Annotated in this window: 42 protein-coding genes; 25 read left to right on the top strand and 17 right to left on the bottom strand. The window is 55.3% G+C overall.

The features are described from left to right. Positions 1-7: 7 nt before the first annotated feature. The 10 genes from NP589_RS01840 to NP589_RS01795 form a co-directional block, all read right to left on the bottom strand. Positions 8-529 carry a phage virion morphogenesis protein gene (locus NP589_RS01840; protein WP_256605424.1) on the bottom strand — a complete coding sequence of 174 codons (522 nt, stop codon included), beginning with the start codon at positions 527-529 and terminating at the stop codon, positions 8-10. 104 nt (positions 530-633) lie between these two features. After that, positions 634-1,932 (bottom strand): PBECR2 nuclease fold domain-containing protein, encoded by a 1,299-nt coding sequence (locus NP589_RS01835; RefSeq protein ID WP_256605423.1) that lies wholly within the window; start codon positions 1,930-1,932, stop codon positions 634-636. Continuing rightward, entirely contained in the window at positions 1,929-2,249 is a 321-nt protein-coding gene (locus NP589_RS01830; RefSeq protein WP_256605422.1) for a hypothetical protein, read from the bottom strand. Before NP589_RS01830 ends, NP589_RS01835 begins: the two co-directional genes overlap by 4 nt. After that, positions 2,246-3,799 (bottom strand): DUF935 domain-containing protein, encoded by a 1,554-nt coding sequence (locus NP589_RS01825; protein WP_256605421.1) that lies wholly within the window; start codon positions 3,797-3,799, stop codon positions 2,246-2,248. The genes NP589_RS01830 and NP589_RS01825 overlap by 4 nt, the downstream gene beginning before the upstream one ends. Positions 3,800-3,801: 2 nt before the next feature. Further along, positions 3,802-4,131, bottom strand: a complete 330-nt coding sequence (locus NP589_RS01820; RefSeq protein ID WP_256605420.1) for a hypothetical protein — start codon at positions 4,129-4,131, stop codon at positions 3,802-3,804. Then, positions 4,124-5,872: a phage terminase large subunit gene (gene terL / locus NP589_RS01815; protein ID WP_256605419.1), complete on the bottom strand. Its 1,749-nt coding sequence runs from the start codon at positions 5,870-5,872 to the stop codon at positions 4,124-4,126. The genes NP589_RS01820 and terL overlap by 8 nt, the downstream gene beginning before the upstream one ends. Further along, the gene (locus NP589_RS01810) at positions 5,865-6,356 is read right to left on the bottom strand and encodes a DUF1643 domain-containing protein (RefSeq protein WP_256605418.1); all 492 of its coding nucleotides are present in this window, start codon (positions 6,354-6,356) and stop codon (positions 5,865-5,867) included. The genes terL and NP589_RS01810 overlap by 8 nt, the downstream gene beginning before the upstream one ends. Further along, the gene (locus tag NP589_RS01805) at positions 6,349-6,843 is read right to left on the bottom strand and encodes a DUF1804 family protein (RefSeq protein WP_256605417.1); all 495 of its coding nucleotides are present in this window, start codon (positions 6,841-6,843) and stop codon (positions 6,349-6,351) included. The genes NP589_RS01810 and NP589_RS01805 overlap by 8 nt, the downstream gene beginning before the upstream one ends. Positions 6,844-6,845: 2 nt before the next feature. Then, positions 6,846-7,172, bottom strand: coding sequence for a hypothetical protein (locus tag NP589_RS01800; RefSeq protein WP_256605416.1), 327 nt, complete (start codon positions 7,170-7,172; stop codon positions 6,846-6,848). Further along, positions 7,169-7,495, bottom strand: a complete 327-nt coding sequence (locus tag NP589_RS01795) for a DUF4406 domain-containing protein (protein WP_256605415.1) — start codon at positions 7,493-7,495, stop codon at positions 7,169-7,171. The genes NP589_RS01800 and NP589_RS01795 overlap by 4 nt, the downstream gene beginning before the upstream one ends. A gap of 180 nt (positions 7,496-7,675) precedes the next feature. Here NP589_RS01795 and NP589_RS01790 point away from each other — a divergent pair, with 180 nt between their 5' ends. From NP589_RS01790 to NP589_RS01760, 7 genes are read left to right on the top strand one after another with little or no spacing between them, the layout of a single operon-like run. Next, the gene (locus NP589_RS01790; protein WP_256605414.1) at positions 7,676-8,311 is read left to right on the top strand and encodes a DUF7338 family protein; all 636 of its coding nucleotides are present in this window, start codon (positions 7,676-7,678) and stop codon (positions 8,309-8,311) included. A 5-nt stretch (positions 8,312-8,316) separates the two neighbouring features. Continuing rightward, positions 8,317-8,526 carry a hypothetical protein gene (locus NP589_RS01785; protein WP_256605413.1) on the top strand — a complete coding sequence of 70 codons (210 nt, stop codon included), beginning with the start codon at positions 8,317-8,319 and terminating at the stop codon, positions 8,524-8,526. Further along, positions 8,523-9,212, top strand: a complete 690-nt coding sequence (locus NP589_RS01780) for a DUF2786 domain-containing protein (protein WP_256605412.1) — start codon at positions 8,523-8,525, stop codon at positions 9,210-9,212. The genes NP589_RS01785 and NP589_RS01780 overlap by 4 nt, the downstream gene beginning before the upstream one ends. After that, on the top strand, positions 9,209-9,385 hold the full coding sequence (locus NP589_RS01775; protein ID WP_256605411.1) for a hypothetical protein: 177 nt from the start codon (positions 9,209-9,211) through the stop codon (positions 9,383-9,385). Before NP589_RS01780 ends, NP589_RS01775 begins: the two co-directional genes overlap by 4 nt. Next, positions 9,382-9,507, top strand: a complete 126-nt coding sequence (locus NP589_RS01770) for a hypothetical protein (RefSeq protein ID WP_256605410.1) — start codon at positions 9,382-9,384, stop codon at positions 9,505-9,507. The genes NP589_RS01775 and NP589_RS01770 overlap by 4 nt, the downstream gene beginning before the upstream one ends. Next, positions 9,497-9,901 carry a single-stranded DNA-binding protein gene (locus tag NP589_RS01765; RefSeq protein WP_256605409.1) on the top strand — a complete coding sequence of 135 codons (405 nt, stop codon included), beginning with the start codon at positions 9,497-9,499 and terminating at the stop codon, positions 9,899-9,901. Before NP589_RS01770 ends, NP589_RS01765 begins: the two co-directional genes overlap by 11 nt. Positions 9,902-9,921: 20 nt before the next feature. After that, positions 9,922-10,089 carry a hypothetical protein gene (locus NP589_RS01760; RefSeq protein ID WP_256605408.1) on the top strand — a complete coding sequence of 56 codons (168 nt, stop codon included), beginning with the start codon at positions 9,922-9,924 and terminating at the stop codon, positions 10,087-10,089. Between the two features lie 96 nt (positions 10,090-10,185). On the opposite strand, the gene NP589_RS01755 is transcribed toward NP589_RS01760, so the two are convergent. From NP589_RS01755 to NP589_RS01725, 7 genes are all read right to left on the bottom strand, one after another. Next, positions 10,186-10,404, bottom strand: a complete 219-nt coding sequence (locus NP589_RS01755; protein WP_256605407.1) for a hypothetical protein — start codon at positions 10,402-10,404, stop codon at positions 10,186-10,188. Then, complete coding sequence (locus NP589_RS01750; protein ID WP_256605406.1) at positions 10,397-10,702, bottom strand: hypothetical protein; 306 nt, start codon at positions 10,700-10,702, stop codon at positions 10,397-10,399. Before NP589_RS01750 ends, NP589_RS01755 begins: the two co-directional genes overlap by 8 nt. After that, positions 10,671-11,396 carry a hypothetical protein gene (locus NP589_RS01745; RefSeq protein ID WP_256605405.1) on the bottom strand — a complete coding sequence of 242 codons (726 nt, stop codon included), beginning with the start codon at positions 11,394-11,396 and terminating at the stop codon, positions 10,671-10,673. Before NP589_RS01745 ends, NP589_RS01750 begins: the two co-directional genes overlap by 32 nt. 12 nt (positions 11,397-11,408) lie before the next feature. After that, positions 11,409-11,609 carry a hypothetical protein gene (locus NP589_RS01740; protein ID WP_256605404.1) on the bottom strand — a complete coding sequence of 67 codons (201 nt, stop codon included), beginning with the start codon at positions 11,607-11,609 and terminating at the stop codon, positions 11,409-11,411. A gap of 101 nt (positions 11,610-11,710) precedes the next feature. Next, positions 11,711-12,436: a hypothetical protein gene (locus NP589_RS01735; RefSeq protein WP_256605403.1), complete on the bottom strand. Its 726-nt coding sequence runs from the start codon at positions 12,434-12,436 to the stop codon at positions 11,711-11,713. Positions 12,437-12,448: 12 nt separating this feature from the next. Continuing rightward, complete coding sequence (locus tag NP589_RS01730) at positions 12,449-12,712, bottom strand: hypothetical protein (RefSeq protein ID WP_256605402.1); 264 nt, start codon at positions 12,710-12,712, stop codon at positions 12,449-12,451. Continuing rightward, on the bottom strand, positions 12,709-13,155 hold the full coding sequence (locus NP589_RS01725) for a helix-turn-helix domain-containing protein (protein WP_256605401.1): 447 nt from the start codon (positions 13,153-13,155) through the stop codon (positions 12,709-12,711). The genes NP589_RS01730 and NP589_RS01725 overlap by 4 nt, the downstream gene beginning before the upstream one ends. An 82-nt stretch (positions 13,156-13,237) precedes the next feature. Between NP589_RS01725 and NP589_RS01720 the strand changes: the two genes are divergently transcribed. The 18 genes from NP589_RS01720 (at position 13,238) to NP589_RS01635 (ending at position 23,828) form a co-directional block, all read left to right on the top strand. After that, on the top strand, positions 13,238-13,441 hold the full coding sequence (locus tag NP589_RS01720) for a helix-turn-helix domain-containing protein (RefSeq protein ID WP_256605400.1): 204 nt from the start codon (positions 13,238-13,240) through the stop codon (positions 13,439-13,441). After that, entirely contained in the window at positions 13,434-13,745 is a 312-nt protein-coding gene (locus NP589_RS01715) for a hypothetical protein (RefSeq protein WP_256605399.1), read from the top strand. The genes NP589_RS01720 and NP589_RS01715 overlap by 8 nt, the downstream gene beginning before the upstream one ends. Continuing rightward, positions 13,738-14,802: a hypothetical protein gene (locus NP589_RS01710; protein ID WP_256605398.1), complete on the top strand. Its 1,065-nt coding sequence runs from the start codon at positions 13,738-13,740 to the stop codon at positions 14,800-14,802. The genes NP589_RS01715 and NP589_RS01710 overlap by 8 nt, the downstream gene beginning before the upstream one ends. A 12-nt stretch (positions 14,803-14,814) precedes the next feature. After that, a complete protein-coding gene (locus NP589_RS01705; RefSeq protein WP_256605397.1) occupies positions 14,815-16,488 on the top strand; it encodes a Mu transposase C-terminal domain-containing protein in 1,674 nt (557 codons plus the stop codon). Between the two features lie 10 nt (positions 16,489-16,498). Further along, positions 16,499-17,437: an AAA family ATPase gene (locus NP589_RS01700; protein WP_256605396.1), complete on the top strand. Its 939-nt coding sequence runs from the start codon at positions 16,499-16,501 to the stop codon at positions 17,435-17,437. 8 nt (positions 17,438-17,445) lie between these two features. After that, positions 17,446-17,850, top strand: coding sequence for a DUF551 domain-containing protein (locus tag NP589_RS01695; RefSeq protein WP_256605395.1), 405 nt, complete (start codon positions 17,446-17,448; stop codon positions 17,848-17,850). Positions 17,851-17,852: 2 nt separating this feature from the next. Continuing rightward, a complete protein-coding gene (locus tag NP589_RS01690; protein ID WP_256605394.1) occupies positions 17,853-18,044 on the top strand; it encodes a hypothetical protein in 192 nt (63 codons plus the stop codon). Positions 18,045-18,051: 7 nt separating this feature from the next. Beyond that, positions 18,052-18,207, top strand: a complete 156-nt coding sequence (locus tag NP589_RS01685; protein WP_256605393.1) for a hypothetical protein — start codon at positions 18,052-18,054, stop codon at positions 18,205-18,207. 8 nt (positions 18,208-18,215) lie between these two features. Further along, positions 18,216-18,488, top strand: a complete 273-nt coding sequence (locus NP589_RS01680) for a hypothetical protein (protein WP_256605392.1) — start codon at positions 18,216-18,218, stop codon at positions 18,486-18,488. Further along, positions 18,485-19,039, top strand: a complete 555-nt coding sequence (locus NP589_RS01675) for an HI_1489 N-terminal domain-containing protein (RefSeq protein WP_256605391.1) — start codon at positions 18,485-18,487, stop codon at positions 19,037-19,039. The genes NP589_RS01680 and NP589_RS01675 overlap by 4 nt, the downstream gene beginning before the upstream one ends. Positions 19,040-19,141: 102 nt before the next feature. After that, positions 19,142-19,651, top strand: coding sequence for a host-nuclease inhibitor Gam family protein (locus NP589_RS01670; protein WP_256605390.1), 510 nt, complete (start codon positions 19,142-19,144; stop codon positions 19,649-19,651). Beyond that, positions 19,651-19,899 (top strand): hypothetical protein, encoded by a 249-nt coding sequence (locus tag NP589_RS01665; protein ID WP_256605389.1) that lies wholly within the window; start codon positions 19,651-19,653, stop codon positions 19,897-19,899. The genes NP589_RS01670 and NP589_RS01665 overlap by 1 nt, the downstream gene beginning before the upstream one ends. Then, entirely contained in the window at positions 19,896-20,348 is a 453-nt protein-coding gene (locus tag NP589_RS01660; protein ID WP_256605388.1) for a regulatory protein GemA, read from the top strand. Before NP589_RS01665 ends, NP589_RS01660 begins: the two co-directional genes overlap by 4 nt. A gap of 1 nt (position 20,349) precedes the next feature. Then, positions 20,350-21,054 carry a hypothetical protein gene (locus tag NP589_RS01655; protein WP_256605387.1) on the top strand — a complete coding sequence of 235 codons (705 nt, stop codon included), beginning with the start codon at positions 20,350-20,352 and terminating at the stop codon, positions 21,052-21,054. Positions 21,055-21,205: 151 nt separating this feature from the next. Further along, entirely contained in the window at positions 21,206-21,463 is a 258-nt protein-coding gene (locus NP589_RS01650; protein ID WP_256605386.1) for a DUF3850 domain-containing protein, read from the top strand. A gap of 13 nt (positions 21,464-21,476) precedes the next feature. Further along, complete coding sequence (locus NP589_RS01645; RefSeq protein WP_256605385.1) at positions 21,477-21,686, top strand: hypothetical protein; 210 nt, start codon at positions 21,477-21,479, stop codon at positions 21,684-21,686. A gap of 210 nt (positions 21,687-21,896) precedes the next feature. Beyond that, a complete protein-coding gene (locus NP589_RS01640; protein ID WP_256605384.1) occupies positions 21,897-22,895 on the top strand; it encodes a phage protease in 999 nt (332 codons plus the stop codon). Positions 22,896-22,931: 36 nt separating this feature from the next. Continuing rightward, on the top strand, positions 22,932-23,828 hold the full coding sequence (locus NP589_RS01635; RefSeq protein WP_256605383.1) for a Mu-like prophage major head subunit gpT family protein: 897 nt from the start codon (positions 22,932-22,934) through the stop codon (positions 23,826-23,828). Positions 23,829-23,888: the final 60 nt, after the last annotated feature.

The raw sequence follows: 23,888 nt of genomic DNA, 5'->3' as shown, positions 1-23,888 counted from the left end.
TATTCGATCATCGAACACGATTTAAAACCCGTGTGAGATGATCGATAGTCACATGCTCAACCAGATTTTTATCGCTATCCGGAAAGCCTAGTAACTCCCGTTGTGGCAAACCAGGATGATTGACTCGTCGGCGAACAATACCGGCAAATGCCAACGCTTTACGTTGTCGAGGTGTAATCAAATAAGGTTCCGTTCCGCCTTGGTGCCATCCCGCCAACTTGGCGTCCCGTGAACCGTCAAAACCCAAAATCAACGTATCCGCCGAAACCTGATAATTCAAACTTGCCAGCATCCGACCAGTTTTTTTCAGCGGACCGCCTTTCCGATCTCCTGCCGCCAACGTTAATTCAGACAATTGCTTCCACGCCTTTTTCTCCGGATCGACGCCTTGCTCGTGCCGCTTTCTGTTTACCCGCAACAACGACTCGCCAATACTGCCCAGCATTTCATCCGGCGTTGCAATTTCCCGCCGAGCAGCTTCCAAAATCCTATCCAGATGACTGGTATCAAACTCGATCTCAAATTGCATAATCCCTACCTATATATATAATGAGGGCGTGGCGATAGGAGACTGGCCGACTGTACGGCAGACCCAACCAAAACCACAGACCGGTTTACAGCACCAACCGGTCGTTACTTCTTAAACAGCAACCGTCCGATTCGCTGTTTGTCAAAATACTTCAGCCGCTGTTTTGCACTACTTGGTTCCGCCATAAACGCCGTCGAACCAAACCATCCATTTCTTCCCCATTCAAATGCCGAAATCGCATATTCGCCGGTACCATCCACTTCAAACGCTCGCAAATAGCGACGTTTCAACCGCCAACGTGCCGGTTTGTCGGGATTTTTTTTGGCCCATAACTGATCTTCTTCCCACTGCCACCATATTTCATCCGGTTCTATCAATGCCATTGCCAGCAAATTGGCATATTGCATTCGAGCCGCCTTTTCCGGCTTGGCCAACCACTTAAACTTACCAGACCCATCTTGAAATAATGCTTTCGTAATCGCCAACGTACTACCTACAGCATCCGTAAACGCCGCACCTTCATCCATCGTTGCCCCGAAAATAGACAAAAACTCCGCCACCGCCACTTCCGGCGCGATATCGGCCGGTAACAAAATATTTGGCGAAACCTTAGTCGGCTTCGGCATATCCGGCAATTTAAAGCCGGTCGGCCACGGCTTATCCCGCTGTTTTAACACCGCATCGTAACCCGTCAACGGCGGGACCGTCAGCGGTTCCAGATACGCCTTGCCAGGATTGTACGCAAAGCCGGGGTCGATCCCCTTCGGCACCCGCACAGTACGCGGCGACGCACCTTTACTGCCGACCGTCTTGGTCTCCCATTCGAGTACCAAATTATCAGGCCCGGACATACCCTTGGCAGTCCACAACTGCTCCGCCTCCCATTGCGACAACGAATTCCAGCGACATTTGCAGCCCCAACCGTTCTGCGGTGAAATGACGTCAACTACTGGATCATCAACCGAAAAAATCAGACCATCCCAGGCCTTATGTTCCAGGCGCGGATGCTCAATGGAGGTATGGTCATACTCTAAATAAGGCCGCAAGTGTTTGACAGCCTGTATTTGCTGCCACCGCCCGGCGTTATAAGACTGATTGATATTGGTGTCGTAGATGATTTTGCTCCGCCAGCCCGCCGACCCGTTGTAGCTCCAGCCATGCTTAGCAACAATCTCGTCAAACCGTCCGCGAAAATCCTCATAACCGCCGCCGTTCTGCTTGGCATCGAAAATCGCGTTATAAAAGTCCTCGACCAAGGCATCGTGAGCTGCGCCGGCCACTACAAAGGCGTGGCTATGCTGTTGCTCCCAAATATCCGTCCAACTGGCGGTCGGCAGCTGGATTTTGGCCTTATAAAACTCAATCGCCTGGCTAAACGGCAACTTCGCAGGCGAATCGCTCAAAACACCATCTCCCAATACACCAAATTGTCGTCTTCGCGAATAGCCTTGCCTGGATAGGGTGGCTTATGGCCCTTGGCCCGCCAGCAATACAGGCGCTTGACCTTATGGTCTTCGATCAATTGCCGCTTTAGCTCACGCAAATCCGCCCTCGTGATGGGCGCTTCCGGAAACGCCAAATCGCCGCCCATCTGCACCTCACCGCGACCGATAAAATCCAGCGTGGTAATCAGATTAAACGGGTCGGCGTTATCGTAAGATTTGCCAACATCGAAACGTCTGACGGTCGCTTGTTTAATCTCGATATGTACTGTACTCATTTGCCAGTACCGATATCGCCGCGCCCCGCCAAATGCGCCGCCGCCATCCCCAGCTGCAACGAACCGGCCCAGGCATTGCTGTCCAAATTAAGCGCCTCGATGCCGGCAATCGCCTCATCAAACGACCCCGCCGCCGCGACCACCGCCGCAATCTGCTGAACCGCTGCCTCTTCGTGCGGCATGCACAGCGCCGCCAATTGTTGGCTGTAATTACCGACGATATCGCCGTCTGCCTGTTGCCTGGCCAGCGCCGCCAGGCGCGTCAACGCCGCCCCTGCTTGATTCGGTACCGGCGATTTGCCGGACACCGTCAAAATCTTCGCGTCCTTGCCGGCTTTCGGGATCTGCAATGCCTTATGCGCCCAATCCACGTCAATCTCCATGCCCATCGCCGCTGCCATATCCAGCACTTCGGCCATCGCTTTTTGATCGACTTCATCAGAGGTGTCATGCCGCGCTTCCGGCATACGGTCCTCGGTAAACATGCCGTTCAGCACCGCAATTGGCCGGACGATATCGCGGTTGATGGTCGGATCGATCTGCCGCACGTCGTGCAGCATGATCTCGCGCCGTACCTTGTCATGAATCGCCCCCAGCGCATTGGTGCTGGTCTTGCCGTCGGCCTGGCTGGTCAACGTGCCGCCCAGGATCGCCATCGATTGCTTGCGTTCCCAATATTGGATCGCATTCAAGAAGTCGGTGACGTTGCCGGTCGAGGTTTGGGTGACAAAATCGATGTCCATAGTGCTGGGCACGATGCCGGCGCCGTCGTTGCCAATATTGCGCACCGCGCGCAATAACTGGTCGCGCTCGGTCTTGCCGATGCCGGCCGGGTATTTGCCCAACCGTAGCGGCATGCCGTAAATTTCCAAAAACCGCTGCATGTCGCGCACGTTGTAGGCTTTGTAGGCATATGTCCAGGCCAGCACCCTAAACAACGCCGCCTGCTCGATATACCCCGACTTCGCCCGGTGTTCGTGAATCACCCAGCCCCACGGCCGCAAGGCTTCCGTCATGCCGCTTTTTCGGTACAGCAGATCGCCAGTTTTGATGTCAATCTCAAACTCGCGCTGTGGCACCCAGTGCAGCGCCGCCGGCACCCATTCCGATCCGGTCCGCCATTCGATCTCCAATGCCGACAAGCCCTTGCCGATGGCATCGGTTAAATCGTACTGCGCATCCTCAAAGCGCGGGATCTGACACAGCATGTCTTTCAGCTCTTTGGCCCGGTCGATCTCCGCCTGGGTTGCATCGTCCTTCGGATGCAGATCCCAATTCAGCCCGGTCACCGCGCGGCGGCGCTTGGATAATTCGCTGAAAATATGCGCGTCTTGTTCCTCCACCAGCTCGAACAGCGTCGCCTGGTCGGTGATGTAACCCTGGTCGGCCTGCGCGAAGGCATTCGCCAGCCGGGTCGGGTCCAGCGTGTTGACGCTGTTGTAATTCATCGGCGTGCTTTGCGTGGAGCGGGCACCGGCTTGCAACACTTGCAGGCCTTTCTTGCTGACGCCGGCCAGCGCGGCCAAGGCGGCTTTGGCTTGTTTAATCATGGTTATGACCCCAGCAATTTTCGACAATCAACAATAAATTCAGGATCAAATAGCTCTTCGTTATATAAATTAAGCGTCCTTAACAGTCGTTTTGCCTCATATAACTCCTGCTCGATTTTTTTTAGAGCGGGGTCAATCTCTGTACCATCTGAAATCAAGAGACCAAACGGATCGGAACCAATATCTTTAGGATCGCGATTAGTTCCTGTCCATGGGTTAACGAGCCACGCGACTTTTCCGTGATACTTACGGTAATGATCTGCATTTGATGGAAACGGATTAGATGTCCCATAAGCGGGGCAGCAAATCATCAATTTATTCTGGTTAGTCATCATCCCAATCCTCGTCATAATCGCTATTGCCCCGACGGGTCGAACGCCGCTCACCGCGTCGCCCGCCCGCCGGCGTGTAATCCCACTCGCCGCCAAACTGTTTGGCGATTTGCCACAGCATTTCCAGCGCGTCCGGGCCGTCGTCGTAGTCCGCTTCGGGCCAGAACTTCAATTGCTCGATTAGCGTGGACTGGCTGCGGTGTAAGCGAATCAACCCGTTGTTGATGTGCGGCTGCAGGCTGATAATCCGCAACGCCTTGTCGGTATCCGGCTGCACCGGAATGCCGGGAAAGGCAATACCTTTCAGCGCCGCGCGTTTGATCAATTCGGAATGCAAAAACGCCTGGAACTGCACGGTTTCCACCGCCCAGGCCAAACAGCCATACTCGGCTTGCAGATCGATGGCCCGGCTGATGATCAAATCCGGCACGCGGCGGGCGATGTCGGCCTCTACCACGTCCAGAACCATCTTTTTGCGGTCCAGGCCGCCCACCAGAATCGCCGACGGGTCGCCTTTGACCGTGCCTTTTTTGCCCAATGAAGGGTCTATGGAACCAAAGTAAACCCAGTCCGACAGCCTATTAACCCAAAACTGAATATCCTTAAACGGCGCATTTTCGTCGTTGCCGGCTTCGTTCTGTTGTTCCTGACTGAAGGCGTCGTGATCGGTCGCCCGCATGCACATCAGCCGGTACAACGGCCGCACCTCCGGCCAACTGACCACGGCGCCGGCTTCCATTTCCGCCTTGTTGGCTTCGTAAAACGCCAGCGCCTCGGCTTCAAACTGCTCCTTTTCCTCGTCTTCGCCACTGCGGGTGTACAGGGCTTCCCACTCATCCCACAGATCCATGCGGTCCGGCATTTTTACGATCGACTTAAATACCTTCTTGCGCCAACCCGGCTTGCGGCCCACGCGATTAATCGCGGCGTCGTAATGTAGCGACGTGCCCACGTAAAACACGTCCATGCCGCCGCCTGGTCCGGCCAAGCCAATCACCGCCTTCAACACCACATCTTCGATTTTGTCGCGCTGGCTTTTGACCTTAACGTTCTCGTCGTTTTCCAGGTCATCTAAGAAGATTGCGTCAGGCCGGTGCGGGCCGTGCTTCATGCCCCGGATTTTCTTGCCGGTACCGCCAATGCGGACTTTGATATTGTTGTTTGTGATGGCCGTGGTGGACTGCCACTTTTTGCCGGCCCCCGTGCATTCCGGATAATCCATCAGCAAACGGGGATTGGTGTCCAGCTCCGCCTTAATGGCTTCCAGCATCTCGGCCGCTTGCTCCTCCGTGTTCATGACGATGCCCATCATGTGCTTTCTAGCCTTGGCGGGTAATCCCAACGCCTGTACACCGCCTTTTTCGTCGATCAGCACGGCCCGGCAGATGCACCACAATAGGCCCAGCTGCGTTTCGTAGGTCGATTTAGCCTCGCCGCGCGGCGCCAGATGAACTTCGCGCGCATCCCGAGTGGCATCGATACATTCCGGCAGCCGCTTGAAAATAAACCGATGGAATTGGCTGAAATACGCCGTGGGCACGTAGTGCGGGAAATAGGTCTGGCAGAAAAATTGATAATCGAACAAGCAGCGCTCGCGGCGCGCCTTCGTCGCCGCCGGATCAGTGGCAAATGCCTCCACCTCCAGCTCGATCATCTGGCGGATTTGCTCGCCGAGTACCGCCAGCTCTTTTTCGAACTCGCGCCAATTGCGGACTTCTTGGATGTCGACGATTTCAGACATGTTCCACCGCTACAAAAGGAACAGGTGTCAATTTTTTTGGAAGATATAACGGATGGCCGGGATGACCGTTCTTTGTTAACCTCAAATAATGCAATCCCGGCACCATATTCAAAACATGCATATTTCGCTCTAAGAGTTTGCCGTGAACTCCCCAGGCAGCAACTACAATCCCAGCCCTGGACGTCGCATCACGCAGCCAATAATCATTATCGGGTCCAATAGGATTGTCAGCTTTCATCATTACCGATGGGTCAGTAGCTCGAAACGCGAATAAATTCGCCATTATTAATCCGCCATACCCCCAATCTTTTGCGTATTGGATACACCGTCTGATAGTCGGATCATCATTATTTTCATCAGCCGTACTTGGATTTAGGCCGATAAACATCGCGAAATATTTGCGTTTATCCCACCTCCGCGTCAGCAAGTAACGGTATGTTCGACATTGACTAAATACAGCAGACATCTTCATTTGATCAGCCATACCTTTTCCCCAACACCGCCCCAATCTCATCAATATGCGGCTGCAAGGCCCGCAGTGCTTGCGGATCGCGCTTTTGCAGCAAATCCACCACGATTTTCAACGTATCCAGCGCCACGCTCAGCCCGCTAAACTGCGGATTGATGCGGCTAAATGCCTTGGCAAACTTGGCATGCGCGTCGGCCAGTTGCGACAACACGCCGGCTTTTTCATGGGCCGGAATCGGCGAGCTGTCCAGCTCGCGGGTGGTGGTCAACACCAGCCGGGCAAAATCCTCGATCATGGCCTTGTTCAGCTCGTCGATGCCTTGCCCACTAATGCGATACGCCGCCCGCGCGGTGTCCCAATCGTCGCCGCGTTCCTTGCCCAGCCGCTTCCACTCGCGCGCCGTGTCGTAGCTGACATTGCCGCAGGCAGCCGCAGCCGTCAGGGCCATGCCCTCCACATACATGCGGCGGACGTTGCTACGGGTCTCAGGCGTGTGGGCCATGCTCAGTTCATCCGTTTCAGGATTTCGACCATGCCGGCCACTAGCGCGCCGCCGGCACTGCCGCCCAAGGCGCCGATCTTGGCTACCTTTTCGATGATGCGCTTATCTTCGCTTTGCAAATCGCCAATCTTCGTTTCCACGGCATCTAACCGGTCGGTCATTTTGTCTTCCAGCCGGTCGATGCGGGCGTTGCTGGATGTTTCGACCCGGCGCATGTCCTCGCGTAAATGCTCGATAGACGCCAGTACGGCGGCATGCATCGCCCGGATTTCACCGGTCAAATGGCCGATTTGTTGCGCCAATGCGGCTTCGTTGTTTGGGTCGCTCATAGCGCATCCTTGAGTAATGAGGGGTTGAGTAAATCCGCCGCCAGGCATATTTTTAAGCCCAGCTCTGTAGCTACTTGGTGTTCAAGCCGCGCGCCACGCGAACCTTCCCAACCCGGCAAAAATGCGATCACGTCGCAAGCCAACACCTGACGCAATGCGATGCGCATATAGCCCGCCCAGGTACCGCATTCCGGCGCCTGGTTCTCGGCGGGGTTTTCCACCGTAAAGCCCTTGGCGCGCAGCTGCTCGGCTACGGCATTAAATTGCGGATAGTTGTAATCGGGGATGCCGGTCATCGGCCCGGCGAGATACAGGCGGGGCATGTTAGCCACCCCGCAAAAGGTTGGGTTTCATCGGTGTCTCCGGCGTGTTACTGGGTTACTGGTGAGGTTGCAGCTTACGCGCGCGCGAGGCAGTAAACAGGCCTGGAAACGTTTCCGGCGCTGCCGGCGATTAGCGCCCGGCGTAGAGTGCGAGACCATTCCAACCCTATAGGTGCACATATGAAAAAAGCGCTGGCGTATTTGCTCTCTCACGCGGCGGGGCTGTTCCTGTTGCTCTTACACACCGTATTGCCTGCGTTCGGCAAGCTGTGGCAATTTTGCCGAACGCGGGACTTGATCAACCTATGGATACCGCTGCGAATCATCCAGTGGCTGGTCTACCTGCCGGTGCACGTGTTTTTGGTGGTCTTGGTGCGGCCTTGGCTGGCCTGGGTGGCGGTGAAATGGTTCAGCACTAAAGACAAGCTGGGCCTACAGCCCTGGCTGTTTTGGTTTATGACCATCGATAATCCATTGAGCGGAGACCACGGCTGGCAAACCGAACACATCCCGCCAGGCAGCGATCCGCTTGACGACGCCAACCGCATAGACTGGATGCGCCGCAACGGCTTTAACTGGCTTAACCATTGGATGCTGGGCTGTAAAAACGACGCCGTATGGGCGCTGTTTAACCTGGCAATACAGAACGAGCACTGGCTGTGGGTGCGGCCGGACGGCTATTGGATGATCCGAGCCTACATACCGGTAGGCAAAAAATATCTAAATCTGTTTTGGGGCTGGTCCTTGTTCGGCGAGATAGATGGCCGCTGTAAATTTACCGTGACCATTCGTTTTAAAGACACAAAGCCGGAGTAGTAATCATGCGCGTCACTCGCCCCGCCAAACCTTTTCTACAGCCAGAACCAACGCCCGATGTAGCGTCAATAAACATCTGGCGCTACGGATGGCTGATTCGGCCCAGCTCATTCTGGATCGGCGCCCACTGGTCGCCGGCCAATAAACGCCTGTGCATCAACTTGCTGCCTTGTTTAACGATCTGGGTAGTGATGCCGGGAGGGTTTGCACCATGACCGCCGACGAACTGAAAAAAATCGCCGCCAAAATCGGCAAGTGCCTGGCCCTGGCGGCGAGCGACAATCCGGCGGAAGCCGAAGCCGCCAAACGCCAGGCCGATGCGCTGATGAAAAAGTACAACCTCACCAGCGGCGACGTGGCGGCAGCGGAGGTGCATGAAGAACAAATCGGCCTGGATACGCCCTACAAACCGCCGGTGTACTTAGGCCAGCTGGCCGTTCTGATCGCCAAAGCTTTTGGCTGCGGGTCTCATGGCGAGATTGGCCTTACCAATACCCGGTTTCATTTTTATGGCCTGGGCATCAAGCCGTCACTGGCCGCGTATACGTTTGACGTGTTGCGTCGCCGGCTAGCCAAGGACCGCAAGACATACAGCGCCACGCTGACCCGATGCAAACGAACCACCAAGGTTCGCCGCGCCGATTTGTTTTGCCAAGCCTGGGTTGCTCGCATCGCCCGCCAGGTCAGCGCCTTTGCCGGTAACGAGCAAGAACAGCTCGCCATCGAAACCTACAAGAAACAGCAGCACGGCGACAGCTTAAGACCCGATGACCGAGACCAAGCCCGCGCCAAACATTACAACGACTGGCGATCCAGTCAGGCCGGCTACCAAGCCGCCGAAGATGTTTCGTTGCATAAACCGGTGCAGAGTAAGCGCGGAGCGTTGCTGGCGGCACAATGAGCTGGCAAGCCCGTGTTAACAGCAACTACCAACGCATCAAAACGTATTACGAAAGCCGAGGCGGCACCCGTTGGCACGACGTTACCGCCGATCCTCGTTTTTTTAACCGCGTGTGGCGCAACATGTTGCGGCTACCAAAGGGCGATAACCCGCCACCCAAGGAGTATCGATGAAAGCATTTTTTGATAGGCCGCTATTTACCGGCAGCGCCGCCGTGGCGGCCTTGCTGATATTGATTGCCATGCTGGCCGGCGAAGGTTGCAAGGTGATGACCGGGAGGTTGCATGCTCAATAAAGTCCAACTCATTGGCCGCCTGGGCGGCGATCCGGACGTGCGCTACCTGCCGGACGGCACGCCTACCGCCACCGTCAATCTGGCGACCACCCGGCGCTGGAAAGACCGCAACACCCAGGAACGCAAGGAAGAAACCGAGTGGCACCGCGTGGTGTTCTTCAGCGGCCTGGCCGATATCGTCAAACAATACCTGGCAAAAGGCGCGCTGATTTACGTGGAGGGCCGCTTGAAGACCCGCAAATGGCAGGACAGGGACAGCCAGGAGCGCTACACAACCGAGATTATCGCCAGCGATTTGAAAATGCTATCCGGCAAACCCGGCGACACCGCCCCGGCCTCGACCAACAGCCCGGCGCCGGCGGCTGACGATTTTGACGACGACATCCCTTTTTGACCCTTACCTTAGGAGCAACCATGAAACTAGGCATAGACTGGAGCCAAAACTCCACCAAACGCGGCGCTATCTGGCTAATCGCCGGCCTGCTGGGAATATATTACAGCTGGGGAACCCACGACGTTAACCAACTGCTGTCCGTGGCATCCGCCGTGGCGGGTGGATTGGGTGTGGGAATTAAAGATTGAGCTAAACTAAATCGGCCGGGGATGGGGTAATACAAGACCCGTAAGGGGAATAGCCCTAGCCGATCCGGCCGCCGCCGGTGGACAAACGTTAACCAGCTATCTATTCAAGATGTCATCAGCCAATCGATTTGCTGCATCTTTCAAGAACTCAGTAAATTTTCCTTTTCCGTACGCTTTTTCCGCCGCCCGTTGCCATTTGCCTTTGTCCTCCGATCGACAACGGAATTGCACTTGTGCTTTAGCAATATCGTCCTCTGCTTTTTTTGGGTTTTGATTGCCTGCCTGACCGCCCGGTTTTCGTTTAGCATCACTCACAACGTATCTCCAGCTGTGATTCAATCGGGATATTTCGATCCATAGCATACAACCCGGCGTCTTTGCCCGCGGTCACCGGATAGCCGATTACACCGGCTTTCTGCAGTTTGTCGCACAACGGTTTGTATCGATTAATATCGGCCGAATGATCAACTAAAAAATCTTTCAATGCTCGCTCAAAAACTGTTTTGCACTCGAATAATTGATTGGCATTTTCAGTAATCAGCGACATATCCATGTTGTCATCAATCAATAACTCAATCGAGCTATTGTTTTTTCTCAGTACAACTATATGCATTGTCGGCACCTTGTTTTGTGCATGCGATTAAAAAATGGGTGGTATTTGCGACAGCGATAGATGCTCCGCAGCCGTCGTCCAGCAGCTCGGCGTATTCATGAGCCGAAAGCGGCGGATAGTATTCGCGGTCCAGCAATTTTACGAATGCGCAATCCGGCTCTTTCACATCGCCGCGCACTCCGACTATTCGGCGATGCGCAATCGACGTCGGGTAATGCGACGGATGTTTACGCTGAATCAGCGACAGCAGAGCATCGCGCAACGATGCGAATTCCCACACTTCGCGCTCGTAACCGAAAATTCTATTTTTGAAGTCGAATGCAATCAGTCCCGCATATTGAGTCTCTGTCAGTAGCGGCGCGGCTGCGCTAAAGTCGTCCATCGTTACCGATTTATCGAACAATCTTGCCCGCAGCATCTTGCGCAATAAAATCTGCAAGCGGTGAATATCGGCGTGTATCGCCCATATTTTTTTAAGTTCTGTTGTACCGATCAGTTGCAGTCGCAGCAGCTTTATTTCCGCCGCTACCGGTGCAACGGGGGCGGAATAACGGCTTTTGGCAATCGCCTTTTGCTTAACAATTCGACGATGCAGAATTGGCGCGGGAGCATCGGAATAATGCGCGTCGCCATACCATTCCGCGCTGCGGCGGCGCTGATCTTCATCGGTCAATATAACTTCGACAAATTCCATGACAACCTCTAGTTAGCAGTACAAAAAGCAAACGGTGTCGCCTGGCTTAACGCCAATCGATAGATTCATTTTTAAAAATGCGCCGTCTTTCAATACGAAGGGTTTGCTGACTTTTTTCGCTGTTTTTTGTGTCCAGGGTGTGCCGGCGCCGGTACCGGCAACAGGTCCGACTTTTGCAATATTTGATTTGACCAGGATTTTTGATGCGTTCATGAGCTTCTCCAAGCAGGTTCCCGGCACCTCCGGGGCGGCGTGTTTCGCTAAAACACGGCTTCAGTATAATTGTTTTTTTCGTTTTGTCAATACAAAACGAATTATCTTTTGATCTTACTTTGCTTGCTAGCATCACCCGGCTTATTCTCAGGCAAGTCGAACATCCCAACCAACTGCACCGCGTGAGCCATGCCGCCGGCACTGTTCGGATAATGCTGTTGTCCGGTGACAATGCCGCAGAATCCGACGTGGGTATTTGCTACGATTTCACCGGTAGACGCCACAGCCAAAAATCGATAGATTCTTGCGGCATCGTCGAACATCCCGCCGCTGTATAGTGGTTCGTCTATTGTTCTGTCGCGCTCTATTTCAATAACCTGGCCTTTTACACATAGGCGTTTCCCAAGTTGCGGAGCAGAATCCTTCATTACTAGACCGTGTTTGGTATTTGGTAAGTCTGTCAATTCATCCCATTTCAAATTAGTCGATGCCCATAGGGCTAGCATCGCCGTCCCCTTGCTAATATCGCCACCTTGGATGTCTTCCATTTCCGGCTTTGTTAAATCGATTACTTGTTGGAGCGTATATGAGCGAATCAGGGCAATAACGGCTTTGCGTTTATCTTCCTCGGATGGTTCTTTTTCTATGTGTTGGCTGGGCGTTTGAATACTTTCCGGGGCTGTATTTTGTTTTTCTGGCTCTATATCTGAAGGCTTAACTGCGGCCTGCGCCACATCAACCTCTACAGGCACATCTGACTTAACCCAATACCCGCCAGTAAACCCAATGACTAGCGCAAATGCGTAGCCTAACCACTGTTGTTTCATTCCCTGTCTCCTTTAGTTTTTTGATTCGATTTCGCTAGCTTTAGCTATCAGCCGCTGAATTAGTATCTCATCCTCCACAGTAGGCTGCCAAAAACTCGCCATGGCTCGAATCAAGCCCGGCGCAGTTTGGCTGGTGGCCGTAACCGTGCCTTGGGTTAGTGATGATTTGCCGAATCCGTTCTTTTCAATATGGCGCCGCTCAGTTTCGTCAAATTCCGTTAGCCACCAATCTTCCAAGCCAAAATAGGCGATAAAGCCATCAACCTGGGCGCTCACTCGCCGTCCTCGCCATTCCGTTCGTGATGCACGGCATTGGAATGCACCCCAATGACCAAGCCGCCGTCATTCGGCATATAAGACGCCGGAACATCCATGTCGTTTTCGGTAACTTTATTGGCCCGTTCCAGCGCTCGTCCCGTTTCCGCCAGTAACTTGCTCACGCCTACCTGTACCTCCGGACCGCTATGTCGGAAGTTGTCCAACAGCGCCACTTCGCGCGGATTGGTCGCACTGCTTCCGGTTTGTAAGCCGGTCAATACATAAACAATATCCACGCCCGCCTGGGCGATGCCGGACAGGTATTCCGCATCCGGCGAGCGGTCGCCTTTTTCATATTTCAGTTGCGCCTGCTTTTGTACGCCGCCCAATTCGCCAAAAGCCGGCTGGCTTAATTTCAGTCGTTCGCGCTCTTCTTTCAATCTGCTGCCAATCGTACTCATACGGATACCAAATAAATGTTGACAGATACTCAAATGAGTACCACAATGTACGCAACTGAATTACACAACAGGAGCTTATCACATGACAGCAGCAGTCGATAGAGATGCCGCCCTACACGCGTTGCGAAAACGCGGCAGCACTCTCAAAAAATGGGCAAAGGACGAAGGCTACGGTTACCGCAACGCATCCAACGTCATTCGCGGCACCAGCCGCGCGCACTTCGGCGAAGGCCGCGAGATTGCGGAGAAACTGAACAAGTTGATTCAGGAGACAAACAATGTCTGAACAAGAAATAGATTTTGGTAAAGGTATCCAATTGTCTACCCAGGACAAAAGAAGCCAAAAAGAATTCTGCCAAGACTTAATGCGGAAGGCACCGGAAAACAGTGACGAATATTGGGCGTTTCACCGTGCTGCGCATTACTACGAAGAGGCCGAGTTTCACAAAAACAAAAACCGCGCCGCGCATCTTGCCCGTATGAAAGCTGTTAGGGCTTATAAAAAAGCATGGAAGTTACGCTACTCACGGTATCAACCGTGCATCGCTATTGCTGTAAATAAATCAATACAGGAAGCGTGTCATGTCTGAGATCGATTTTGAATTGGATATACCGGAAGAACCCAAACAGCCCAGCGGACAATCGCTGATACCGTCTACCGATACCGCTGGCGATGAACGCGAGTTGGCGCAAGCCAGGATGTTTGAATGGATTGGTCAGCGTAAATTTTCGGCGGCGCTGCAAAAACTCCTGACCGTCTCCGATTTGGTGGAGCTACAAAAACTTAAGGAATCCAAAGCCTATAAGGGTTTGAAAGTCGTTATCGATGGAAAAATAAGAGACGTCTCCACTTTTGGGCAGGTCTGCGACTCTATCGGCGTGTCGGAACGGCATGTCAGCGAACAGTTGTTAAATCTAAAAACCTTCGGCCCGGAGTTTGTCGAATATTCGGACAAGTACCTGGGGTTTCGCGATGTTCGCGCGCTACGAAAATTGCCGGACGATGAGCGCGAAGCGCTAATAGAAGTCGCCAAGGCGGGCGACAAGGATCAACTGTTAGACCTTGCCGAGTCGTTGATCGTTAAACACGCCAGTGAAAAGGAGGCATTCAAACAGCAGATGGCAGCCAAGGATGAGCGCCTAAGCGACATGGAAAACGCCGAGTCTCGCACAGTCAAAATACTGAAAGCGGATTTAGAGGCCGAAAAAGCCAGGAACGAACTATTAACCAAAAACGACCACCGCGTTTACAACTTTGATCTGCAAACACACTTGGTTCGCGAGGAATGCCTGGCGCACCAAGCCGAGGCCGAACTGGCTTTTAACAGCCTGCGACAGTTGTTTGAAGACTGTGTAAACGACGATAACAAAACCGAGCGCGACCTACGCATCGAGCAGGTTTGGGTCACGATTCATGTCGCGGCGGCGCGGGCGGCAGATGCCTTGGCGTTTCTGCGCGGCTTTGGCCTGGAGGGTATGCCGCAATCGATTACGCCACAGCATTGGATGACCGACGACGAGGCCTTGCGCTGGCTGGACGACTACGAGCGCGTCGAGCATAAGCATATCAAGGCCAAGATCGACCGCCACGACCAGCGCGAAGCGGCTAAACCCAAAGGCCCGGGCCGCCCACGTAAGGACAAATAAGGGGCATGCGTGATGAAAGCCAATCCACTCGTACAAAAAATGGACGGTAAAAGCCTTTCCGTGCGCCCTACTGCCCAGGTGATTGCGCTACGTCAGCGCGATCCCTGGAATGAGGCTAGCGAGAAGCAGCGCGACGTGGCGCGTGCGCGGATGGTGATTGTCGAAAAGATTTTAGACATGGAAAGCAACGGCTTTCGTAGCAGCAATATGGCGGTTGAAACGCTGTTGGCTAAAGCCGAGGTCGGCAACTTGCACTCGCACTTGATGTGGGCCATGCAAACAGCCGCTAAGGCTGGTCGCGCGTTTCCCAGCCGAAGCGCTGTTTTCGAATGGTTGAAGGTGGTCAGCGCCGGCGGCGGTAGAGTCGATCTGTTGGAGCAACACAAAGGCAAAGTGGTGAAAGAGCAACCCGCCTGGTGGGGTCCGGCGTTGGAGTATTACAACCAGCCCGGCAGTCCGGAAATGTCGGTGGTCTGGCGGCAATTGGCGGAGGTGGACGGCTTTGCCTGCACCTACGATCAAGTGCGCCATTACTTGAGCAGCGTACCGGCCATGCTGGGCCGCCATAGCCCGGCGCGGATTGGTCGCCGCCTGTATCGGTTGACCGAAAAGGCCTACATCCGCCGCTGCACCGAGCGCGCCTTACCCGGCGACGTGTATGTGGCCGACGGGTATATGGCCGATATTTTTTTGTTTAACCCAGTAACCGGTAAGTTGATGTGGCGCCCTGAGTTGACTGTCTGCATGGACCTCCGCAGCCGCGTAATTCCAGGCTGGCGCATGGACGAGCACGAAGGCACCACCGCTGTACAGAACTTGTGGGCGGAAACCTTCGCCCGCTGGAACCACGTGCCGCTGTTTCTGTATGTGGATAACGGTTCCGGCCATAAAAACAAGCTGATGAGCGATGAGGTTACCGGTTTTTATGCCAGGCACAACATTGAGGTAATCCACGCCATACCGGGCAACCCGCACGGTAAAGGCTGGATCGAGAGGTTTTTCGTGGAGGTTAAGCGCGACTTTCTGAAAATGTGGCGCCCCGCCTTTTACTGCGGCGACGACATGAGCGATGAGGCAAGAGCGGAAACCCGCAAACAAACCGAAAAAGCCTTTAAAGAAGGCCGGATCAATCCGCCCACGCCGCAGGAATTTGCCGAGGCGTTTAATGCCTGGCTGGCGCGCTATCACCAGCGCCCGCATCCGGAAAACAAATACGTCACGCGGGCATCGCTGTGGGCCGATTTATCGCCGCTGCCGCCGCATGCCGACCTGGATGAAATGAAACGGCAAGCGGTGACGCTAACCGTGCGCCGTGCCAGCGTCAAGCATTGCAAGGTGGAATACGGCCATCCGGACCTGCATGCCTATAACCATAAGGAAGTGGTGTTGGAGTACGACCTAATGGATTACAGCGTAGGCGTCATTCGCACCCTGGACGGCCGCTGGATATGCAACGCCAACCTGATTACTGCCATCGATCCTATCGCCCCCAATCGGATGGCGAAAAAACGTCTGGATCGCGAAGAGAATCAACAAAAACGCGTCCAGCGCAAGCTGGACGAGCTGAAGGAGCAGGCGGGGATTTTCATCGACGCCGACGCCGTCGCCAGCGATGCGCAAACCCTGTTGGACCAAACCCCGGCGCAGCCGGAAACCATTGAGATAGACCTATTTAACTTTGACTGAGGTAACCCCCGTGAGCAACTACCCCCAACACTACACGCCGGACGACATCGGCCTGATCGAGCAGATCAAAGCATGGTTAACCGAGCGCGACTACAAACAAGCGGCGCTGGCCCGGCTGGCCCGCGTATCCAGCAGCACGCTGAGCCAGATCCTGGGCGGCAGTTATGCCACCAGCCCCAGCAAAATGCTGATCAACGTCGCCAACGCCATGCGCCACGCCGACGACACCGCCAGCGACACCTTGGCACCGGTGGAAACTAGCGTGTTCCGCCTGGCGCTGACCGCCTGCCAGATGGCCCGCCGCTACCGCAACTTTGCGGTGCTGTCGGCCTTCGTCGGCACCGGCAAGACCTTTGCCGTGCGCCATTACCAGCGTACTACGCCCAATACCTATCTGATTGAGGCCACGCCGACCATGACCGTGCAAAGCCTGATCAAGCTGCTGGCTCGCACCGTTGCTGGTTACGAGGGCAAGGGCAGCATCGACGACAAGTTTCAATCGGTCATCAACTCGCTGCGCAACACCGACAGCCTGTTGATTGTGGATGAAGCCGACACGCTGACGCCGCACGTCCTCCACACCCTGCGCCGCCTGCGCGATCTGGCCAACATCGGCATCGTCCTGGCCGGTACCGAACACCTGACCGGCCTGATCAGGCCCGCCCACGGCCAGTTCGATCAAATCCGCAGCCGCACCGGCTTCTGGCCGGAAACGGTGAAAGCCATCACCGCCGACGATGCCGCCGCGTTGACCCAGGCCGCGTTCGGCGACGAGGACGTATCCGACGAGGTGGTCAAACGCCTGTATGCCTACAGCAAAGGCTCCGCGCGGATGCTGATCGAGGGACTGGTGGCTGCCATTACCCAATTCCGCAACGGCCGCGACTTGAGCGTAGCGCTGGTGGATGCGGTGGCTAAACAGGCGTTGTGCCTGCAATCGGTAGCGTAGGGGGCGACATGATCGTATTGGAAGCTATCGAATGGCTGGACGTGAACGAGTCGTTACCCGACGACGAAATGACCGTGCTGCTGTACCACAGGGCGATGTGTGAGCCGGTATGGCTGGGCTATTGCCTGGGCGAAGGCTGGTTTACAGCGGATGGAGAGCCGTTACCCGACGGCGTTGTCACTCACTGGGCAGAAATGCCCGCAGGCCCGGAGGATGCATTGGAGGTCATCGAAGAACCGTCAGCAGAACCGCCATCGCATACCGACGCCGAGCGTTATCAATACCTGCGCCAGCGCCCGCTGGATGCAATTGAGAACGGCGGGGTTTTTGCGGGCATGACTCCGGAAAACATCGTGTTAAACGGCAAAGACCTGGATTTCGAAATTGATTGCGCTATGGCGCAGGAGATATAGCAATGAGCATTTACCTAATCAAAATCCGCGACACCGAACACGGCGTGGAAATCGAAGGCACCGAAGTCGCCAACCCCGGCGAGCGCAATGCGCCGTCGGCGGTGCTGGGCAACGCGATGGTCGCCAACGCAACCCGCTACCTGGAACAACATGGTCGGCATATCACGCTGGCCGAGACGGTTACCCGTCACTGAGGCCGCCATGAAGAACTATCTCGCTAATCGATTCTTGCGCGGCGAATACGTCGGCAAAACCCAGTGCCAGGCCAATCAGTTCAAACAGCTGGTAGCCCGGCAATGCCACAAACCACACACCCGCTTGCGCGTGCGCGTGCAATCGGACTGGGCCATTTATTAGGAGGCTTTATGCAACGCAACCACCAACGCCGCCACGTCGATGAAATTCGCAACGACCTGATGACGGCCTATCAACAACGCCGCACGTCCGATGCCGCCCAGCAACTGGTCGCGCTCAACAAGATCATTGATGAGCAAGGTGCAGAGCTGCTGCATAAGGACTGGCAGCTATTTACCGCCCGCGCCACGGCATTGATTGCTGCTGTCACTGCCGGCATCGTGCTGTACCACTGGCTAGCCGCACCGGTTATCGCCATGGCCGGCCTGGAGTGCCGGCTGTGAGCAATGGCTGCGCTATTCCTTGCCCATACTGCGGCAAGGATGTCGACATTATACAGGCCATGGAAATGGTGGCCGGCAACGAGTGGACTGGCTTGCTTAACGGCCTGCCGATTAGCCTGGTCGGCGCATTGCTGCGATATCTGGAACTGTTCAAGCCCAACAAACAAGAGCTGCGCTGGTCCAGGCGCTTGGCATTGACCAAGGAGCTGGTACCGCTGATCAATGATGCACAGATCAAGCGTAACGGCATCGTCTATTCGGCCCCGGCCGGTATCTGGGAAGCGGAGATGATGAAGCTGGTGGTCAACCGCCCCGAATCGTTAGTGCTGCCGCTTAAAAGCAACGGCTATCTGCTGAGCATGATCGCCGGTCGCGGCGAGCGGGCTGCGGCCAAGCTGGAACAGGACAAGATCGAGCAGCAGCGCAACCGCAGCAACGTCGGCGGCGCGCCGGTGTCGGTGGCCGATTTGGCTGCCCAGGCGCAAACCAAAACCAAATCCAAGCCGCCGGCTAACTGGAAAGGCGGCGTTGCGGCACCGGATACATCGTAAATCCCCCTCTGTCCCCCTTTTGCAAAGGGGGAGGATTGTTCCCCTCTTTGATAAAGAGGGGTTAGGGGAGATTTGCAAACTACACAATCATAGGAGCCAAACATGGCCAAAAAACACAAAGCCCCGGCAGCCAGTTACGTCTGCCAAGACAAAGAGCAAACCCAGGCGGCCATTCGTCTGCTTGGCGATACCCAGCGCGAGCTGACTCGCGTGGAAACCGACCTGAATGACGAAATCGCCGCTATCACCGACGCTCGCAAAAACCAAATAGAAGCGCTAAAAACCCGCGTCGATAGCCTGTTGACGGGTATTCAAACCTGGTGCGAAGCCAACCGCGCCGACCTGTGCAAAGACGGCGGCAAAACTGCCAACCTGATCACCGGCGAGGTGTCCTGGCGGCAGCGACCGCCTAGCGTGGGTTTGCGCTCGGCCGATAAGGTGCTGGAAACCCTACGTAACCTGGGTCTGAGCCGCTTTATCCGCACCAAGGACGAACTGAACAAGGAAGCGGTATTGGCCGACCCAAAAGCTGTACAAGGCATTGCCGGCATCACTATCAACAGCGGCGTCGAGGATTTCGCCGTGGTGCCGTTCGAGCAGGAGGTTGTGTAATGACTCAGCAACGCATAGATGAATTACGCGCCCGTGCCAATCGCCTGCGCGAGAGCGCTGCCCGCGCCGACAATCGCGCCGCGTATAACGATGACATGGCCACCGCTGCCAAGTATGACGACGAAGCCGACGAGTTAGCCGATAAGGCGCAAGATAGGCTGAAGAGGAAACCATCAGGGTTTCCGCCAGCCGATAAAGACATTGATCGCCCTTTTGGGTTGCCGTACCCATCCGGTCAAAAAATATGAGCGACTTAGTTAAACACTATCTGACGCTGGTCGGCATCGCCAAAACCTGGGCAGAAAAAACCCTGCCCGGTTGGGATGATGACATGCACCGCACGGTGCTAGCCCGCCATGGCGCCACCGAGCATAACGGCCATATCAGCGCAAAAACGCTGAACGTGCCGCAGCTCGGCCAAGTGCTGGACGACTACGCCGCACGCGGCTGGCCGCGCCATAAAACCTACAACGGCCAGGCGTCAAGTCGTCCGAAGGTCGTATCGCCGCAGATCGGCATGGTGGTTAAGCTATGGGGCAAGTTGGGCACGGCAGGCAAGGTCAACAACGCCGGTCGCCCGGCGCTGCTGGCATTTTGCGCTAGACAAACCGCGCACAACGTCCCCGACCTGGATAGCCTGACGAGCGAAGAGCTGCAGACCATCATCGAAGCACTCAAAGCCTGGATGGCCCGCTAAAATGGATTTGCCCAACGTCGACCCAGAACTGTTAGCCACGCTGCCGCCCGTCTTGCGGGCGGTAGTGCGGGCGCTTGGCTATGGCCGCGCCCAGGAATGGGTGACCGAGTTTGGCGGCGGCTGGGTGTACGTTCCGGCGCGAGACAATCCTCGGGCCGCATTGCAGATTTCGCTCGCGGACGATGAGGCCACGCGTCTGATTGACGAGTTAGAGCCGTTGTGCACGGCTAATCGATATGTGCGAGTGCCTGCCTGGGAAAACCGCAAAATCGCGAATAGATGTCCTGCATCATCCGTCCAGCCGCTGGACGATGACGATGACGCCGATACACTGCAAAACCTGCCGCCCGTCTTGCGGGCGGTGGTGCGGGCGCTCGGCTATGGCCGCGCCCAGGAATGGCTGCGGGAATGGGGTGGCTTGGTGATCAATCTGCCAAAACATTACACCTTCGCGCTTGGCCTCAGCCGGGATGAACTACAACGCCTGCGCGTCGAGCTGGCACCGCATCTGGACAGCAACGACCGGTTCAGCGTGCCCAAGATCGACAAATTGTGGATTCGTCACCGCAATGCATTAATCAACGCTAACAAAGATTGGCAAAGCGCGTCTAAACAAGCTCGCGCGTATCACCTGACCGTTCGCCAGATTACCAACATCCGCCGCGAGGGCGAAACCGACGACCGGCAGATGAGTTTATTCGATTGACCGAACAAGCCGCACAGGCGGCACGGCTCCAGCGGGCGGTGAGCTAGTGAAAAAAACACCCGCAGTCGATCCGGCGAATTACCTCCCGCCGGCGCATCGATCGGCATGGCCCCACGAGACGGGGCCTTTTTTAATTCACACGGAGACACAGATGATTCATCACTTAAAAACATATCCAGCATTCTTTGAAGCCACCGCGCGCCATGAAAAGCTATTTGAAATACGCAATAATCGCGACAGAGGCTTTCAGAGGGGCGACACCGTGATACTTCACGAATGTGATCAAATCAGCGGCATCGCGACAGGCCGGGAGATAATGGCAAAAATCACGTATGTACTGAATTTTGCGCAGAAGTCTGACTACGTCGTGTTTGGGATGTCTATCATAGACCCAACCTTCGACTTATAACTGAGGAAATAATATGAAAGAAATTTGGATTGTCGCTGCAAACAGTGCCGAGTATGGACGAGTGTATCTGCCAGATTATGCCGGAGTGATACGCCAAGAAGTGGCCACAAAAGTTATGGACGGCGCGCATCGTGAACGTTTTCGCGGAACGCTTGATGAGAGATTGAAAATGTTAGGCTGGGAAATTGTCAAAGTTGGCCTAATCGAAATACAGCCCCGCTAAGCCCCGTTAAACAAAATCCCGCCATCATTGCCTATCCCCAAAATCTTTAAACGCGCCTGCGCGTTTTTAAACGGGGTTTTGGCTGGTTTCCAATTGCGTTACTAGGCGAATCCTTTCGAATACTAACACCACTCCCCCGGAAACATTTCCAGCCTGATCAACCCCGCCCCAAATCCGGACAATGGCCTCAACTGATTTTTTGGGGTCATCATGTCCAAACCCGCCGTCAAACTTGCATCGCTTGCATTCGAAATAGCTGCCGATGCCGCTGTGCCCGGCGAAGCGCATTTGTTGCCGGTCGGTCCTTTCCGTGCAGCAGATGGCAGGCCGGAAGATTGCGATGCCTGGCTGTTGGACGCCACGATTGCCGCTAGCGTGATTCAGCGCCTGCGCGACCGCCAGAACGACACCCTCATCGACTACGAGCATCAATCTCTGCGCAGCGAGTGGAACGGCCAGCCCGTTATCGCCGCCGGCTGGTTTCATGACATGCAATGGCGCGATGGCAAAGGCCTGTACGCCGTTGGCGTGGACTGGACAAAAACTGCAAAGCAACGCATCACAGACAAAGAGTATCGCTACATCAGTGCGGTGTTTTGGTACTACAGCGGCACCGGCGAGGTGCTGGATGTGATCAGCGTGGCTTTAACCAATACCCCCGCCATCGACGGCCTGGATGATTTAGACGCCGGCGAACTGGCAACCCTGACCAAACGCTTTTCCCTACCCGACCCGGAGCATACCGATATGGCTACCCCGCAAGAAGAACTGGCCGCGCTGCGCGTGACGCACGCCAACACTGAAACCGCCGTGGCGGCACTCACCGCCGAACGCGACACGCTGAAAACCCAGCTGGCCGCACTCACTACCGAGCGCGACACGCTGACAGGCGAGCTGGCCGCGTTGAACAAGCAAATCAACGACACCAAAGCCGCCGCCGAAACCCAGCAAAAAACCGACTTGATCACTGCCGCCTTGACCGATGGCCGCTTGGCTCCAGCTTTGAAACCCTGGGCGGAAAAACAATCCGTCGCGGCGCTGACCGAATATCTTGAAACCAGCGGCCCGCTGTCGATCACTCAGCGCCAAGCCGGCGACGGCCATACGGTCGGCACAGCGGCATTGACCGCCGAACAAAAGGCAATTGCCGACAAAATGGGCGTGAGCGAGGAAGAGTTCCTGGCCGCGCAGAAAAAACACGCCCGCTAACCGCCGGCACCGATTACCTGACTTTAGGAGCATACGATGCTGACACAAGCGCAAATCGACGCGTTAAAAACCACGCTCCAGGCCAATTTTGATAAAGGCCTGGTCGCAACCCCCAGCAATTGGAAGATGATTGCCCGGCTGATGAAATCCACCAGCAAAAGCAGCACCTATGCCTGGTTGACTCAATGGCCATCCTTCCGCAAATGGGTAGGTTCGCGGCTGCATAAAGCCATCGCCGAAAAGGCCTACACCGTCACCAACGACAAGTACGAAGCGACGATTGACGTACAGCGTACCGACGTGGAAGACGATGATTTCGGCCATTACGCTACCGTGGCTTACGGCCATGGCGAAGCAGCGGCCCGGCTGATGGATGAGATCATGTTCTCCGCGCTATTGGCCGGCTGGTCTACCAACTGCTACGACGACCAGTTTTTCTTCGATACCGATCACCCGGTGTATGCCAACACCGACGGCACCGGCACTGTAACCGCCACGTCCAACATTCAGGCCGGCGCCGGCGCGCCTTGGTATCTGTTTTCGCCGAATGCGCCCGCTTTAATTTTGCAAGAGCGCGTGCCGGCAACATTGGAATCCCAAACCAACCCCAACCAGTCCACCAACGTCTTCGAAAACGACGTGTTCAGTTTCGGCGGTCGTTGGCGCGGTGCGGCAGCGTATGGCTTTTGGCAATGCTGCTACGGCTCCAAAGCCACGCTGGATGCGACCAACTTTGCCGATCTTTACAACCGCATGTTGAGCCAAGTGGGGGATGGCGGTATCAAGCTGGGCACGGTACCGACCTTGCTGGTCTGCGGCCCAACCAATCGTGTCGCGGCGGAAAATCTGCTGTTACGTGATCGCCTGGCGACCGGCGAGACCAATATCAACTACAAAAAAGTTGATTTGCTGGTTACCCCTTGGGTTGCGTAAGTTCTGATTGATAACCCTCACCCCGGCCCTCTCCCAATGGGAGAGGGAGCATAATTTGGA

Origin of the sequence: Methylomonas rosea, from assembly GCF_024505055.1 — a bacterium.
In the GTDB taxonomy this organism is placed as follows: domain Bacteria; phylum Pseudomonadota; class Gammaproteobacteria; order Methylococcales; family Methylomonadaceae; genus Methylomonas; species Methylomonas rosea.
This window is presented reverse-complemented; position numbering and strand designations above follow the sequence as displayed.

Bases quoted from the DNA above. Each gene is read 5' to 3' on its own strand.
- NP589_RS01690 (WP_256605394.1), top strand. From the start codon at position 17,853: ATGAGCATTTACCTAATCAAAATCCGCGACACCGAACACGGCGTGGAA.
- NP589_RS01720 (WP_256605400.1), top strand. From the start codon at position 13,238: ATGACAGCAGCAGTCGATAGAGATGCCGCCCTACACGCGTTGCGAAAA.
- NP589_RS01710 (WP_256605398.1), top strand. From the start codon at position 13,738: ATGTCTGAGATCGATTTTGAATTGGATATACCGGAAGAACCCAAACAG.
- NP589_RS01740 (WP_256605404.1), bottom strand. From the start codon at position 11,609: ATGAACGCATCAAAAATCCTGGTCAAATCAAATATTGCAAAAGTCGGA.
- NP589_RS01825 (WP_256605421.1), bottom strand. From the start codon at position 3,799: ATGATTAAACAAGCCAAAGCCGCCTTGGCCGCGCTGGCCGGCGTCAGC.
- NP589_RS01695 (WP_256605395.1), top strand. From the start codon at position 17,446: ATGATCGTATTGGAAGCTATCGAATGGCTGGACGTGAACGAGTCGTTA.
- NP589_RS01685 (WP_256605393.1), top strand. From the start codon at position 18,052: ATGAAGAACTATCTCGCTAATCGATTCTTGCGCGGCGAATACGTCGGC.
- NP589_RS01795 (WP_256605415.1), bottom strand. From the start codon at position 7,495: ATGCCCCGCCTGTATCTCGCCGGGCCGATGACCGGCATCCCCGATTAC.
- NP589_RS01785 (WP_256605413.1), top strand. From the start codon at position 8,317: ATGCGCGTCACTCGCCCCGCCAAACCTTTTCTACAGCCAGAACCAACG.
- NP589_RS01640 (WP_256605384.1), top strand. From the start codon at position 21,897: ATGTCCAAACCCGCCGTCAAACTTGCATCGCTTGCATTCGAAATAGCT.
- terL (WP_256605419.1), bottom strand. From the start codon at position 5,872: ATGTCTGAAATCGTCGACATCCAAGAAGTCCGCAATTGGCGCGAGTTC.
- NP589_RS01750 (WP_256605406.1), bottom strand. From the start codon at position 10,702: ATGCATATAGTTGTACTGAGAAAAAACAATAGCTCGATTGAGTTATTG.
- NP589_RS01770 (WP_256605410.1), top strand. From the start codon at position 9,382: ATGAAAGCATTTTTTGATAGGCCGCTATTTACCGGCAGCGCCGCCGTG.
- NP589_RS01680 (WP_256605392.1), top strand. From the start codon at position 18,216: ATGCAACGCAACCACCAACGCCGCCACGTCGATGAAATTCGCAACGAC.
- NP589_RS01765 (WP_256605409.1), top strand. From the start codon at position 9,497: ATGCTCAATAAAGTCCAACTCATTGGCCGCCTGGGCGGCGATCCGGAC.
- NP589_RS01660 (WP_256605388.1), top strand. From the start codon at position 19,896: ATGAGCGACTTAGTTAAACACTATCTGACGCTGGTCGGCATCGCCAAA.
- NP589_RS01635 (WP_256605383.1), top strand. From the start codon at position 22,932: ATGCTGACACAAGCGCAAATCGACGCGTTAAAAACCACGCTCCAGGCC.
- NP589_RS01820 (WP_256605420.1), bottom strand. From the start codon at position 4,131: ATGACTAACCAGAATAAATTGATGATTTGCTGCCCCGCTTATGGGACA.
- NP589_RS01840 (WP_256605424.1), bottom strand. From the start codon at position 529: ATGCAATTTGAGATCGAGTTTGATACCAGTCATCTGGATAGGATTTTG.
- NP589_RS01665 (WP_256605389.1), top strand. From the start codon at position 19,651: ATGACTCAGCAACGCATAGATGAATTACGCGCCCGTGCCAATCGCCTG.
- NP589_RS01775 (WP_256605411.1), top strand. From the start codon at position 9,209: ATGAGCTGGCAAGCCCGTGTTAACAGCAACTACCAACGCATCAAAACG.
- NP589_RS01800 (WP_256605416.1), bottom strand. From the start codon at position 7,172: ATGAGCGACCCAAACAACGAAGCCGCATTGGCGCAACAAATCGGCCAT.
- NP589_RS01645 (WP_256605385.1), top strand. From the start codon at position 21,477: ATGAAAGAAATTTGGATTGTCGCTGCAAACAGTGCCGAGTATGGACGA.
- NP589_RS01735 (WP_256605403.1), bottom strand. From the start codon at position 12,436: ATGAAACAACAGTGGTTAGGCTACGCATTTGCGCTAGTCATTGGGTTT.
- NP589_RS01705 (WP_256605397.1), top strand. From the start codon at position 14,815: ATGAAAGCCAATCCACTCGTACAAAAAATGGACGGTAAAAGCCTTTCC.
- NP589_RS01830 (WP_256605422.1), bottom strand. From the start codon at position 2,249: ATGAGTACAGTACATATCGAGATTAAACAAGCGACCGTCAGACGTTTC.
- NP589_RS01745 (WP_256605405.1), bottom strand. From the start codon at position 11,396: ATGGAATTTGTCGAAGTTATATTGACCGATGAAGATCAGCGCCGCCGC.
- NP589_RS01760 (WP_256605408.1), top strand. From the start codon at position 9,922: ATGAAACTAGGCATAGACTGGAGCCAAAACTCCACCAAACGCGGCGCT.
- NP589_RS01810 (WP_256605418.1), bottom strand. From the start codon at position 6,356: ATGGCTGATCAAATGAAGATGTCTGCTGTATTTAGTCAATGTCGAACA.
- NP589_RS01725 (WP_256605401.1), bottom strand. From the start codon at position 13,155: ATGAGTACGATTGGCAGCAGATTGAAAGAAGAGCGCGAACGACTGAAA.
- NP589_RS01715 (WP_256605399.1), top strand. From the start codon at position 13,434: ATGTCTGAACAAGAAATAGATTTTGGTAAAGGTATCCAATTGTCTACC.
- NP589_RS01650 (WP_256605386.1), top strand. From the start codon at position 21,206: ATGATTCATCACTTAAAAACATATCCAGCATTCTTTGAAGCCACCGCG.
- NP589_RS01805 (WP_256605417.1), bottom strand. From the start codon at position 6,843: ATGGCCCACACGCCTGAGACCCGTAGCAACGTCCGCCGCATGTATGTG.
- NP589_RS01780 (WP_256605412.1), top strand. From the start codon at position 8,523: ATGACCGCCGACGAACTGAAAAAAATCGCCGCCAAAATCGGCAAGTGC.
- NP589_RS01670 (WP_256605390.1), top strand. From the start codon at position 19,142: ATGGCCAAAAAACACAAAGCCCCGGCAGCCAGTTACGTCTGCCAAGAC.
- NP589_RS01790 (WP_256605414.1), top strand. From the start codon at position 7,676: ATGAAAAAAGCGCTGGCGTATTTGCTCTCTCACGCGGCGGGGCTGTTC.
- NP589_RS01655 (WP_256605387.1), top strand. From the start codon at position 20,350: ATGGATTTGCCCAACGTCGACCCAGAACTGTTAGCCACGCTGCCGCCC.